The organism is Brucella sp. NBRC 12950 (assembly GCF_030268145.1).
Lineage (GTDB): Bacteria > Pseudomonadota > Alphaproteobacteria > Rhizobiales > Rhizobiaceae > Brucella.
In genome coordinates this window covers 431710-444686 of the sequence record NZ_BSQC01000002.1, presented here as the reverse complement: position 1 = coordinate 444686, position 12977 = coordinate 431710, and the positions used below count along the sequence as shown (strand labels likewise).

Sequence of the window (12977 nt, the reverse complement as noted above, 5' to 3'; positions counted from 1 at the left end):
TTCCACTTGTTAGACACGGGCTTTTTATCAAGTACTCGGTTCGGATTGCCCGCAAAGCCGAACAAATTCAATTGCAACTTTGGTCATATTAAAATGCAAAATAACCCGCTGCGCGTTTAGCGCAACGGGTCTGACATGGCCTCAACGGTGCTTTCAGGCAACGAGACGCGTCGAATGATCGTCCTGCGCATAGGCTTTGCCGAAGCGGTTTGCGAGGAATGCATCAAGTGTGATGTCTTCCTGACGAACAAAGCCCTTCTGTGCAATTTCGCCCTTAGCAAGCATGTCGAGCACGGCGCAGATTGCCGATGCTGTCGTGATCTGGATGCCCGAACGAACGATCTTGCCAACCTGATTGGCATAAACCTTGTTCGCATAGGTTTCCTGAACCAGACGACCGTTCTTGGTGCCCGAAACAGTTACGAAAATAACGATAACGTCCTGAAGCGTGCTTGGCAGAGCGTTTTCAAAGATGTCTTTGAGCACTTCGCGACGATGACGCAGGCCAAGATCGTTAAGCAGCGCCTTCATCAGCGCTACGTGACCTGGATAACGGATCGTGCGGTAGTTGAGCGTGCGAACTTTGCCTTCCAGGGTATCGCAAAGCGTGCCGAGACCACCCGAAGTGTTGAATGCTTCATAGGTTACGCCGTCGAGTGAGAATTCTTCGCGCTCTTCAAGAGCTGGAACCTTGGTCAGTTTGCCGTTTACGATGGCTTCACATGGCTCGATATATTCGTTGATCAGACCATCTGTGCTCCAAGTCAGGTTGTAGTTTAGAGCATTTGATGGAAACTCTGGCAAAGCGCCAACGCGCATACGCACGTTTTCCAGCGTGTCAAAACGCTTTGCGAGATCGTAAGCAACTATCGAGATGAAGCCTGGAGCCAAACCACACTGTGGAATGAATGCAGTCTTTGCATCTTGTGCCAATTCCATGACGCGCTTGGTGCTGGCGACGTCTTCGGTGAGATCGAGGTAATGCACGCCCGTCTTGGCTGCAGCTTCTGCGATCAGCGTGGTGAGCTGGAATGGAGCAGCACTCAGAACTGCAAATTTGCCGGTGAGAACGGCTTCAAGAGCCTTAGCATCTGCAATGTCGAGAGCCTGTGTCTTGACTTCCGCACCAGTGTCCAGCGCGTCGAGCTGTGTCTGCGAACGGTCAACAACTGTCACAGCATAATCACCCGTCGAAGCGAGAAGATCGGCAATGGTCGCGCCAATTTTGCCCGCGCCTACAACAACGATCTCTTTCATGTCTTTTCCCTTATAAGTCTGTTTGGGTAATGCAATTTCGATAGATAAAGAATCTCATAAATTTCGGCGAAAAGAAGCATGCAAACCGACGATTTCACGTTGTTTGTTTGTGCGATATGACGTATCTAATATGCATTATGACGACAAATGCTGACCTGACACTTATAGCTCTGCTGCGTGAGAACGCCCGCGCCTCAACCGCTGACCTTGCAAGAAGGCTCGGCGTGTCGCGCACGACCGTACAAAGCAGGCTGGAAAAGCTGGAGAAGCGCGGTGTAATCGAAGGCTATACCGTTCGAATCGCTCCTGAATTTGAACGTGATCTGGTGCGTGCACATGTGCTGGTGACAGCGCTTCCGAAGTTCGCGCCGAAGGTTGAAACAGCACTTCGCAGTATCATGGCCGTCAGAACGCTTCACTCGGTCAGCGGTCATTTTGATATGATTGTTGTAGTCGAAGCGCCGTCGATTCAGGAACTCGATATTGTTCTCGATAAGATTGGTGCGCTCGAAGGTGTCGAACGCACCATGTCTTCTATCATTCTGTCGACGCGAATTGATCGATAATCAATCCTTCGAACTGCCTTCCCAACCTGCATAAAAGACACCGGGTTGTTTCTCCATAAAATGCGTAACAGCGTCGATTTCCTCCGGGGCAATCGATGTGCTGACGAGGGTTGCCAAAATTTCGACAGTCTCGGCGTTGCGATCCGTGATTTCGACATCTCCGACCGGGTATTTCGCCTCGTCCAGTTTCTCGACTAGCAATTCGCGCATTTCTTCCATGACCTGATGAGACGCAATCAGGCGCACCTCATAGGTCTGCTCCAACGCCTGCTCATCAATTGGAATGCGGTTAATGAGATTGACGAGCGGTCGCAACAACGTATTTCCCAGCAAAACGTATAGGGTCAGAAGTGCAGCTTCCGCCAGCATATCTGTGCCTGCGCAGGCACCAACAGCTGCTGAGCACCAGAGCGTTGCAGCTGTGTTCAGCCCACGGACGTTCATGCCCTCTTTCATTATGACGCCAGCGCCTAGGAAACCTACGCCAGAAACGACATAAGCGATAACACGCAACGCCTCGGCACTGCCTGCAAGACGCGCAGCTAGGTCAACGAAAGCAGCTGCCCCCAGCGCGACAAGCGCGTTGGTACGCAAGCCCGCAGTTCTCTGGCGATATTGACGTTCTGCACCGATCATCGTGCCAAAGATGAACGCGGCGGTGAAGCTCACTGCCGTGTCGAGGAATGGATAAAAATCAAAGGTATTCAAAAACTGCATGGTCAAAAATCCGATTTATGCCAGTGCGTTAGCAAATCAGATTAATGCAAATATGACGATAATGTCAGCCTGCTCAGTTGCCAACAAATTCAAATTTATCGACATCGACTAGTCCGCGATCCGTGATCTTCAGATGTGGAATAACCGGCAACGCAACAAAGGCCAGTTGCAGAAACGGTTCTTCCAATACCGAACCAAGCTCTTCAGCTGCATGGCGAAGTGCACGTAGTTGCTCTCGGACGGCTTCGTAAGGCTCAACACTCATCAGTCCGGCAATAGGCAGAGGCATTTCCGCAAGCACTTTGCCATCGCGTATAACGACAAATCCGCCTTCGATTTCGCCCAAGCGGTTGGCCGCAGCGGCAATGTCCTCGTCTGAAACACCGACCACACAGATATTGTGGCTGTCGTGGCTGACCGTCGACGCGATGGCTCCGGCTTTCAGGCCAAAACCATGCACGAATCCGGTGGCGATATTGCCATTCTTGCCATGTCGCTCGACAACTGCGATTTTGACCACATCGCGCTCAAGATCAGGTTCCACGCCCTGCGGACCAACTTTAAGATCAAACTCGAGGCTTTCCGTGATGATCTTTCCCGGAACAATACCAATTGCACGGGTTTTGCCGCTGTTGGATTGTGATCTGAAGCTTGATGCACTGACGATAGGCGCTTTCACGCTGTTGCGCCCGACTTCCGCAACTGATCCACGCGTTGAGAACAGTTCTTCCGAAACCACCCTGCCCGCAGACAGAACGATTTCAGCATTGCACCCTTCAAGACTGTCGACGATCACGAGATCGGCGCGTTGCCCCGGCGCAACAAGTCCGCGATCAAACAGCCCGAAAGCGCGCGCTGCCGAAACACTTGCCGCGCGATAAATCGCCAGCGGCTCTACGCCTCCAGCGATAGCCGTTCGGATGAGATAATCAAGATGGCCCTGATCAGCGATATCGAGAGGATTGCGGTCATCCGTGCAAAGCGCCAGAAACTGCGAGTGCCTTTCAGTGATGATTGGCATCAAAGCATGCAGGTCTTTGGAAACCGAGCCTTCACGCACCAGCACATGCATACCCTTGCGCATCTTTTCCAGCGCTTCTTCGGCACTGGTCGCTTCATGCTCGGTGCGAATACCGGCAGCAATATAGCCATTCAAATCTAGCCCACGCAGAAGCGGCGCATGACCATCAATATGACGTCCCTGAAAAGCCTTGAGCTTTGCCATGCATTCAGGGTCTTTTGAAAGCACACCGGGGAAATTCATGAACTCAGCAAGGCCTATGACCTTCGGATGATCGGCAAAAGGCAGAAGATCATCGATCAGCAGTTCTGCACCGGATGTTTCCATATGCGTCGCAGGTACACAGCTTGAAAGCTGCACCCGAATATCCATGATCGTTTCCAGCGAGCTATCGAGGAAATATTGCAGGCCTTCTACGCCGAGAACATTGGCAATCTCATGTGGGTCGCAAATGACCGTTGTGACGCCCTGTGGCAGCACACAACGATCAAATTCATGCGGTGTCACATTGGACGATTCAATATGGAGATGCGTATCGATAAAACCCGGCACAACAATGCGACCGGAAATATCAATTTCCTGCTTGCCTTGATACCTACCGAACGTTCCCACAATACGATCACCGCTGATCGCAACGTCGCTTTCAACCAGTTCGCCGGTTACAAGATCGAAGAAGCGGCCACCTTTCAACACGATATCGGCGAGCTCACGACCGGCACCCTGATCGATCATCTGTTCAAGCATTGGCACACTCCATTCAAATCATTTTCGGAATCAATTTCCCGAAAATAACATAAGGAAGCTGTTTCAACGCTGATATTCAATCATACGGCTGCGGTTGAGTACCAATTCAACGCTATTGCCGCCAAGCAAATGGACGCAAATGCGCTTGTTCCATGGACCATCCCGCAACGTGAACAAAGCTCTACCATTACCGAGATCTTCAAGCGGCATAACCTGACGCGTAGGTCCGATACCCATTATGATATGGCCATTAGCGATGGTGAAAGATGCACCGTAGAGCGGAGCGCTCCAGTGACCGTCAAATTCTTTACTGACTGGTCTCGCCTGAACTGGAAGCAAGTCTCGCTTCACATGGCCGATTTCGCCTTGAAGTACCTCACCGTTCCAGCGCAATTTGAGTGGCGAGGATGGCGATAACGAAGAGGCCCAGCCCTCTCCTATATCGTAGAGCCGATCTTCAGCACCGAGATAATTGGCAACGCCGCCGCGCATCTCAAGCCAGATTGGACCTGAATCAGCGACGTATAACCCATCAGGGATAGCTGTCGCCATTTCAGGGAGCGAAAGCCCGTTGAGTTCAGCCATGCAGTCGCGGGCAATTTTATATGTATCTGCATCATCGCGATTACAGACAACAATCATGCCTGTTTTGTCTGCGGGGTCGAGGAGGAAATAACTTTTATAGCCGGGATGTGATCCTCCATGGCCGACGAAGCGCTTGCCATTTATTTCGTTCCACCGCAGGCCAAGGCTATAGCCTGTCGGACGACCGTCGCTCAAAAAGTGCTCAGCTGAAAGCGTCGAAAGCAACCCACTAAATGCACCTTCACCCTTAAGGAGCGCTTGCGCCCAGTTGGTGAGAGCCATTCCACTACCCGCTAGGTTGCCCGACGCCGAGAGATGCAAACCTGCTGAACTTTCCTGCCATTTATCTCCGTCATTCCAAAAGCCGGGGACCAGCTCTTTGACCGGGTCGGCCCAGACATCTGGCACTTCAAGGGAAGTGTTCAGCACCGCATTGATTTCAGATCTCACAAAGTCGTTGAAACTTAGTCCTTTGCGCTCCAGTGCCGCTTCAACCAGCCTATATCCCGTATTCGAATAAGAGATTTCACTGCCAGCATTAAAGTTCAGCCGCGTCATCGACGACAGAAAGTCGATAAGGCCGTCCGCGTCCGTATGCGTGTAGACCGACAAGCCTAATAAAGTCAGACTTTCGCGTACATCGGGTAGACCTGATGTCATATCAAGTGCGCGTCCGACGGAAACATCTGCCAGTGGGCTTTGCAGTTCTGGAAGGTGATCGCCAAGCCTGTCATTCAGACTGATTACATCAGCCTGACGCAACACCATGGCGCAAAAGATATGCTTGGTGATGGATGCATATCGGACGACCGTATTGGCCGTAAAAGGCATTCCGGAAGGCAGGCATTCCAAACCACCTGCATAGGCGAACTTGACGCCATGGGCGTCAAATCCGATGATAACACCGCCGGGTTCATTCCTGCTCCAAGTTCTGGAAAAAACTTTTGCAGACAAAGACGCTGCATTCCAGTCAGCATGAATGGGCATGGAAACTCCGTCAGGCGGTTCATGAAACCGTTAGCGGCTCCATGTATGCGAATGTTATCATGTTCGTTTGCGTAGATTGCCTGAAGATTAAGTGAAAACTCCGGCAGCATCGTAAAACCGACAGCAGATAATTCGGATTCTTTCTCCCGCGCAAGCCCCTGAGAATATTGAATTTTATGGGTTACTTTTAATAGTGCCTTAAATGCATTATCGCTTATGTAATTGGAGGCGCTATGAATGGCGGTTTTGTGAGGCGACTAACGACATATCTCTACTGACTTCTTTTCGTCAGAGATCGCTTGGTTAGATATCCACATCTTCTCCCCAATATTTATCGATTCTGTTTCGTTTTTTTTCCTTTTAACGATTAAAATTTTCGAATTTATTCCATTATTGCGAGTGAGAAGTTGATCCCGAGCACAATTGCGGTCATAAAAGTGTAATAACCATAATGCAGGTTCCGGCACCTTGAGCGGTAAATTCGCTCTTGATGTTTACGTAACCTCATTTCCGAGGAGGAAATATGCTTACCCGTCTGATCACGACTTCAGCGCTCACCGGCGCTCTTGCTCTCACCATTGGTTCACAGGCTTTCGCTCAGACGGAGCTAAGCTGGTGGCACGGTATGACTGGCGCCAACAACGAAATGATCATTGAGCTTACAAAAGAGTTCAATGAAAGCCAGAGCGATTATAAGATCGTTCCTGTTTACAAGGGCAGCTACCCTGAAACGTTGAACGCAGGCATTGCTGCATTCCGTTCCAAGCAACCGCCAGCAATCATTCAGGTTTTCGACGCTGGTAGCGGTGTCATGATGGCTGCCGAAGGCGCTATGGTTCCTGCTGCAGAAGTGCTCGAAAAGGGTGGATTCAAGTTCGACAAGTCGCAGTACTTGCCAGGAATTGTTGCTTATTATTCAAAGCCAGACGGCACTATGCTGTCTTTCCCATACAACTCGTCTTCGCCGATCCTCTATTATAATAAGGACGCTTTCAAAAAAGCAGGTCTTGACGAAAACAACCCGCCAAAGACCTGGCCGGAAGTTTTTGAAGCAGCTAAGAAGATCAAGTCGAGCGGAGCATCTGCTTGCGGCTTCACCTCGACATGGCTCACATGGATTCAGACTGAGAATTTTGCTGCATGGAACAACGTTTCCTACGGTACCAATGAAAACGGCCTCGGCGGTACCAACGTCGAACTCAAGATCAACGAGCCACTTTTTGTTGAGCACTTCCAGGCAATCGCCGATCTCGCCAAGGATGGCACCTTCCGTTATGGCGGTCGTACATCTGAAGCCAAGCAGCTTTTCACCTCCGGAGAATGCGCAATCCTGACGGAATCATCAGGTGGCCTTGGTGACGTTATTAAGTCTGGCCTTAACTACGGTATCGGTCAGCTTCCTTATTATGAAGGCCATGGCCCACAGAACACAATTCCGGGCGGCGCCAGTCTCTGGGTGTTTGCTGGTCTCAGTGATGACCAATACAAAGGCATTGCGCAGTTCTTCAACTTCCTTTCGCAGACCAAAATTCAGCAGAAGCTACATGAAAAGTCCGGCTACCTGCCTGTGACCATGGCTGCCTATGAAGCAACCAAGAACTCGGACTTCTATGAAAAGAACCCGGGTCGCGAAACGCCAATCCTTCAGATGATGGGCAAGGCACCAACGGAAAACTCCAAGGGTGTGCGTCTCGTTAACCTGCCACAAGTTCGTGATATTCTGAATGAAGAATTCGAAGCGATGCTCGGCGGCAAGCAGGATGCAAAGACTGCTCTCGATAACGCTGTAAAACGCGCGAACGAAGCGATTGCTGCAGCTCAATAATCTGATGAACTAAAGCGTGCCGCCTGCCCCAAGGGTTTGGCGGCACTGCTATCCGCAAGGAAACTCCCCGTGCAGAAAGTCACGTTTCCAAATAAAATCTTACCCTACGTCCTGCTGGCACCGCAGATCATATTGACTGTGATCTTCTTCTTCTGGCCAGCAAGTCAGGCGATTTATCAGTCCTTCATGCGTGAAGACGCATTCGGGCTCAAATCTACATTCGTTGGGTTAGCCAATTTTACCAATGTGCTAGCCGACTCGAATTATCTTCATTCCGTTCAGGTTACGATTGTCTTCAATCTTCTGACCGCTTTTGTTGCCATGGGCGCAGCCTTGTTGCTTGCAACCGCTGCCGACCGTGTCATTCGCGGCAAGACATTCTATCGTACCCTTCTGATCTGGCCTTATGCGGTAGCGCCCGCCGTTGCAGGTATGCTGTGGTTGTTTATGTTCAATCCAGCGATGGGCACGCTCGCCTATCTGCTTCGCAGCAGTGGTTTTGCATGGGACCCGTTGCTCAATGGTAATCAGGCAATGGCTATGATCGTGGGTGCTGCAGCCTGGAAACAGATTTCCTACAATTTCCTGTTCTTTGTCGCAGGACTTCAGGCAATTCCGAAATCGCTTATTGAAGCAGCGGCCATTGATGGCGCGCGCGGCGCGCGGCGTTTCTGGTCGATCGTATTCCCGCTTCTGGCGCCAACCACATTCTTCCTGCTGGTGGTCAATACGGTCTACGCGTTCTTCGATACGTTCGGCATTATCCATGCTGTAACCGGCGGCGGCCCTGCCAAAGCCACTGAAACCCTGGTCTACAAGGTTTATAACGACGGCTTCGTCAATCTTAACCTCGGCTCCTCCTCGGCGCAGTCGGTTATTCTGATGATTATCGTGATCGCCCTGACCGCATTCCAGTTCCGCTTCATTGAGAAGCGCGTGCATTATTCGTGAGTGAGGCGACCATGATTGAAAAACGCCCAGTCTCAAATCTGTTAGGCCATCTGATCCTTATTATCGGGATCATCGTGGTTGCCTTTCCGATCTATTATACCTTTGTCGCTTCGACACTTACCTCAGGCGATATTATTCGCCCGCCAATCCAGCTTCTGCCCGGTGGGCATATGATAGAGAACTATGGCGACGCTATTTTCGGTGGCGTTGAGCGTGTGGTTGGCGTGAGCCTCGAACGGCTTCTATGGAACTCGTTCGTTGTTGCGATGTTGATCGCAGTCGGCAAGATTATCATTTCTTTCATGTCGGCTTTCGCGATTGTGTTCTTTCGCTTTCCGTTCCGCATGTTCTTCTTCTGGATGATCTTCGTCACGCTCATGCTACCGGTCGAAGTACGCATCCTGCCGACTTATAAGGTCATCGTCGATCTTGGCATGATCGATACCTATGCAGGCCTCACGCTACCTCTTATGGCATCGGCCACAGCGACGTTCCTCTTCCGTCAGTTCTTCCTCACCATTCCGGGTGAGCTGGTAGAAGCTGCACGAATCGACAATGCAGGACCGTTCCGCTTCATGCGCGATATCCTGTTGCCACTGTCAAAGACGAATATCGCCGCCCTCTTCGTCATTCTCTTCATTTATGGCTGGACCCAGTATCTTTGGCCGCTGCTCGTTACCAACGATGCGAAAATGAACACCATCATCATCGGCTTGCGTCGTATGGTGGATTTCGCTGATGCTTCCACACCGTGGAACTACGTCATGGTAACGGCCATTCTGGCTATCATACCGCCGATCCTCGTTGTTGTGCTAATGCAGCGCTGGTTCGTCAAAGGTCTCGTGGAAACGGAAAAATAATGAGCAAGATCATTCTTGATAATGTCCGCAAGAGCTATGCCGGCGGTATTGAAGTAATCAAAGGCGTTTCGCTGGAAATCAAGGACGGTGAATTCGTCGTTCTCGTCGGTCCATCTGGCTGCGGCAAGTCTACACTTCTGCGCATGATTGCAGGCCTTGAAGGCATCACTGCGGGCACAATTTCTATTGGTGATCGCGTTGTGAACGATGTGGAACCGGCAGAACGTGACATCGCAATGGTATTTCAGAACTATGCGCTCTACCCGCATATGTCGGTTCGCGATAACCTCGCCTATGGCTTGAAGAACCGTAAAACGCCAAAGGACGAAATCGAGCGCCGCATCGCCAAGGCTGCGAAAGCACTTGAAATCGAGCAGTTCCTTGATCGCAAGCCCCGTCAGCTTTCTGGTGGTCAGCGTCAGCGCGTTGCTATGGGTCGCGCTATCGTGCGCGAACCGGCTGCATTCCTTTTTGATGAGCCACTGTCGAACCTAGACGCAAAACTGCGCGTGCAGTTGCGCGTTGAAATCAAGCGTCTCCAGCGGTCGCTTGGAACAACCAGCGTGTATGTAACTCACGACCAGATGGAAGCCATGACCATGGCAGACCGTCTAGTGGTGCTGAACGCAGGCAATATCGAACAGGTTGGCACGCCAATCGAACTATACGAAAAGCCAGCTTCGACCTTTGTTGCGACCTTCATCGGCTCACCGTCCATGAACCTTCTGGAAAGCGGCGAGAAGAACCTTTGGCAGCCGGGCAAGGCTATAACGCTTCCTTCGGACAAATACACGTTCGGCGTGCGCCCGGAAGATATTCGCATCATCGAGAACGGTGAACCGGAAGCCGACGGATTCAATGCAGAAGTTCGCATCGAAGCCATCGAACTCGTTGGTGCTGAAAGCTATATCCATAGTTCACTCACTGACGGCAAGCCGCTGATCTTCCGCGTTCAGGGCCGTTCTGAACATACGATTGATGAAGTTGTGAAGATTGGTGCGTCGGCAAAAGACGTTCATATTTTTGGTGCCGACGGTCGTCGCGCAGGCAACTAATTTCAACATAGGGCGTTCAGGATTCTGAGCGCCCAATGCATTAGAATTCGATTTAATTATCCGTTTTCGTTTTCTTTGTTATGCGCTACACAAAGTAGAATATTTTTCTCTTTCTGAGGAATGCGCATTACATGACCCATCAGCAGATACTGTCCTTCGCAGTGATTATTCTCATGATGGGGGCATTTATCTGGGGCAAATTTCGCTACGATATTGTGGCTCTCTGTTCACTGCTGCTGGCAGTCGCAGTCGGTGTTGTGCCTTTCGACCAGGCGTTTACCGGTTTCAGCGACGATATCGTCATTATTGTCGGCAGTGCTCTAATTGTAAGTGCTGGGGTCGCCCGTTCGGGCCTGATGCAGGAAGCCGTGCAACGATTTTTGCCGGATATAAACAGCGTGCGATTGCAGCTCGCGGTTCTGGTTGCCATTGTGACCGTTCTATCCGCATTTGTGAAGAATGTCGGCGCGCTCGCGATCATGATCCCGGTTGCCTTTCAGTTTGCGCGACGCTCCAACGTCTCACCTTCTACCTTTTTGATGCCGATGGCATTTGGTGCACTTCTTGGTGGCCTGATGACCCAAGTGGGTACCTCGCCCAATATCGTCGTTTCTCGAATAAGAGGTGAAATGGTTGGTGAGCCATTCACAATGTTTGACTTCACCCCAGTCGGCGCTGTTCTGGCAGCAGTAGGGCTTGTCTATCTGGTTACGTTTTATTGGCTGGTTCCGCAGCGCAGCCGTGAAAATATTTCACTCGACGAAACCATCAAGATCAAGAATTACGCTTCAGAAGCAAGCGTGCTTGCCAACTCTACCATCGTCGGCAAGCGCATCAGCGATCTCATCAAGCCCGCCGAGGGCGAAGCTATGGTGACGTCAATCATTCGCAAAAACAGCCGCATTACGCCTTTGCCCGATACTGTGATCGTCGAGAACGATGTCGTTCTGCTTGAAGGTGATCCCAAAGCACTAGATACGGTCGTCAGCACTGGCAAGCTTACACTGTCGAAGAACCGCAACCCATCAGAAACGAGCGGCTCCACAGAAATCGAAACTGTTGAAGCTGTGATCGGAACCAATTCCCGGCTCGTTGGCCTCAATGCGCAACAGTTGGATCTTTACGCCCGCTATGAGGTCAATCTGCTGGCGGTCAGTCGTCCCGGTCAGCGTATTTCCGAACGTCTCAGTGAAGTGCGTTTGAGTTTTGGCGATGTTGTGGTTCTGCAAGGCAGACAGGCAAGCCTATCAAACTTTCTGACAGAATTTGAGCTGCTGCCACTGGCTCGCCGCAAGTTGATGCTTGGCAGTGTGAGGCGCGGGCTTATCCCGCTTGCAATCCTGATTGTAGCCATTGGCGCTACCGCGCTCAGTCTTGTTCCCGTTGCCGTGGCATTCTTTGCTGCCGCTGTTGCGATGCTACTTTTCAAGGTCATACCGATCAATGAGGTCTATGACGAGATTGACGGGCCTATTCTGGTGATGCTCGCAGCGCTTATCCCGGTATCCGATGCTTTAAGAACAACGGGTGGCACTGAACTGATTGCAGAAGGCTTGGCCAGTATCGGTCACCAGCTACCACCCGCCGGCGCGCTGGCGCTTATTCTGGTTACGGCCATGATGGTTACGCCGTTTCTCAATAATGCGGCAACTGTGCTGGTGATGGCTCCAATTGCGACAAGCTTTGCATCCGGCCTTGGCTTTAAACCGGAAGCTTTTCTTATGGCGGTGGCAATCGGTGCTGGTTGCGATTTTCTCACACCAATCGGACACCAGTGTAATACGCTTGTGATGGGACCGGGCGGCTACAAATTCAGCGATTATCCGAGGCTTGGACTGCCGCTATCAATTATTATCGCACTCGTAACTGTGCCTGCACTGATGTTCTTCTGGCCTCTAAGATAACTGAGCATTCGTAGAGCGGACCCACTCAAGGCTTTCTGCGACGATTTTCTCAATCGGATCGACGACATCGGCCCGGAACACCAAAGGTTCACCAACAGGGCTTTCCAGCGTGGCAAGCTGGCTCTCCAGCATTGTTACCGGCATAAAATGGCCAGTACGATGCCCCATATGTTCATGCAGAACTTCAAAGCTTCCATCGAGAAACAAAAAAGCCAGTTTCCCGCCGACTGCTGCGCGCAAGCGATCCCGATAGCTCCTTTTCAACGACGAACACGAAACAATAAGCCCCTGCTCTGCAGCGGCCATTCGTTCGCCGATTTTATAAAGCCACGGCCACCGGTCCTCATCCTGCAAAGGAATGCCAGACGCCATTTTATCGACGTTGGATTTTGGGTGAAGACTGTCACCCTCAAGAAAGGGCAGATGAAGAGCCTCTGCCAACTTTTCGCCAACCGTCGATTTTCCAGACCCGGACACACCCATAACGATGATATGCAAATTCATT

Annotated in this window: 11 protein-coding genes; 6 read left to right on the top strand and 5 right to left on the bottom strand. The window is 51.2% G+C overall.

Going from position 1 to position 12977, the window contains the following annotated elements; all coding sequences use genetic code 11:
- Window positions 1-153 precede the first annotated feature (153 nt).
- Window positions 154-1257, bottom strand: a complete 1104-nt coding sequence (locus QSJ70_RS04980) for a saccharopine dehydrogenase family protein (RefSeq protein ID WP_215776704.1) — start codon at window positions 1255-1257, stop codon at window positions 154-156.
- Between the two features lie 137 nt (window positions 1258-1394).
- Between QSJ70_RS04980 and QSJ70_RS04975 the strand changes: the two genes are divergently transcribed.
- A complete protein-coding gene (locus QSJ70_RS04975; RefSeq protein WP_039860826.1) occupies window positions 1395-1823 on the top strand; it encodes an Lrp/AsnC family transcriptional regulator in 429 nt (142 codons plus the stop codon).
- On the opposite strand, the gene QSJ70_RS04970 is transcribed toward QSJ70_RS04975, so the two are convergent.
- The 3 genes from QSJ70_RS04970 to QSJ70_RS04960 all read right to left on the bottom strand — a co-directional run bounded on the left by QSJ70_RS04970 (window position 1824) and on the right by QSJ70_RS04960 (window position 5877).
- Complete coding sequence (locus QSJ70_RS04970) at window positions 1824-2540, bottom strand: MgtC/SapB family protein (protein ID WP_285535034.1); 717 nt, start codon at window positions 2538-2540, stop codon at window positions 1824-1826.
- A 73-nt stretch (window positions 2541-2613) separates the two neighbouring features.
- The gene (gene ade, locus QSJ70_RS04965) at window positions 2614-4305 is read right to left on the bottom strand and encodes an adenine deaminase (RefSeq protein WP_285535033.1); all 1692 of its coding nucleotides are present in this window, start codon (window positions 4303-4305) and stop codon (window positions 2614-2616) included.
- Between the two features lie 63 nt (window positions 4306-4368).
- Window positions 4369-5877 carry a serine hydrolase domain-containing protein gene (locus QSJ70_RS04960; RefSeq protein ID WP_285535032.1) on the bottom strand — a complete coding sequence of 503 codons (1509 nt, stop codon included), beginning with the start codon at window positions 5875-5877 and terminating at the stop codon, window positions 4369-4371.
- Between the two features lie 523 nt (window positions 5878-6400).
- Between QSJ70_RS04960 and ugpB the strand changes: the two genes are divergently transcribed.
- The 5 genes from ugpB (at window position 6401) to QSJ70_RS04935 (ending at window position 12472) form a co-directional block, all read left to right on the top strand.
- Window positions 6401-7702 carry a sn-glycerol-3-phosphate ABC transporter substrate-binding protein UgpB gene (ugpB, locus tag QSJ70_RS04955; protein ID WP_007879361.1) on the top strand — a complete coding sequence of 434 codons (1302 nt, stop codon included), beginning with the start codon at window positions 6401-6403 and terminating at the stop codon, window positions 7700-7702.
- Between the two features lie 69 nt (window positions 7703-7771).
- Complete coding sequence (ugpA, locus tag QSJ70_RS04950) at window positions 7772-8653, top strand: sn-glycerol-3-phosphate ABC transporter permease UgpA (RefSeq protein WP_215776713.1); 882 nt, start codon at window positions 7772-7774, stop codon at window positions 8651-8653.
- Window positions 8654-8664: 11 nt separating this feature from the next.
- Window positions 8665-9513 carry a sn-glycerol-3-phosphate ABC transporter permease UgpE gene (ugpE, locus tag QSJ70_RS04945; protein WP_215776715.1) on the top strand — a complete coding sequence of 283 codons (849 nt, stop codon included), beginning with the start codon at window positions 8665-8667 and terminating at the stop codon, window positions 9511-9513.
- Window positions 9513-10568 (top strand): sn-glycerol-3-phosphate import ATP-binding protein UgpC, encoded by a 1056-nt coding sequence (locus QSJ70_RS04940; protein WP_285535031.1) that lies wholly within the window; start codon window positions 9513-9515, stop codon window positions 10566-10568. The genes ugpE and QSJ70_RS04940 overlap by 1 nt, the downstream gene beginning before the upstream one ends.
- 131 nt (window positions 10569-10699) lie before the next feature.
- Window positions 10700-12472, top strand: a complete 1773-nt coding sequence (locus tag QSJ70_RS04935; protein ID WP_215776718.1) for an SLC13 family permease — start codon at window positions 10700-10702, stop codon at window positions 12470-12472.
- Here the strand turns inward: QSJ70_RS04935 and QSJ70_RS04930 are convergent.
- On the bottom strand, window positions 12464-12976 hold the full coding sequence (locus QSJ70_RS04930) for a gluconokinase (RefSeq protein ID WP_215776720.1): 513 nt from the start codon (window positions 12974-12976) through the stop codon (window positions 12464-12466). The genes QSJ70_RS04935 and QSJ70_RS04930 overlap by 9 nt on opposite strands.
- Between the last annotated feature and the right edge of the window lies 1 nt (window position 12977).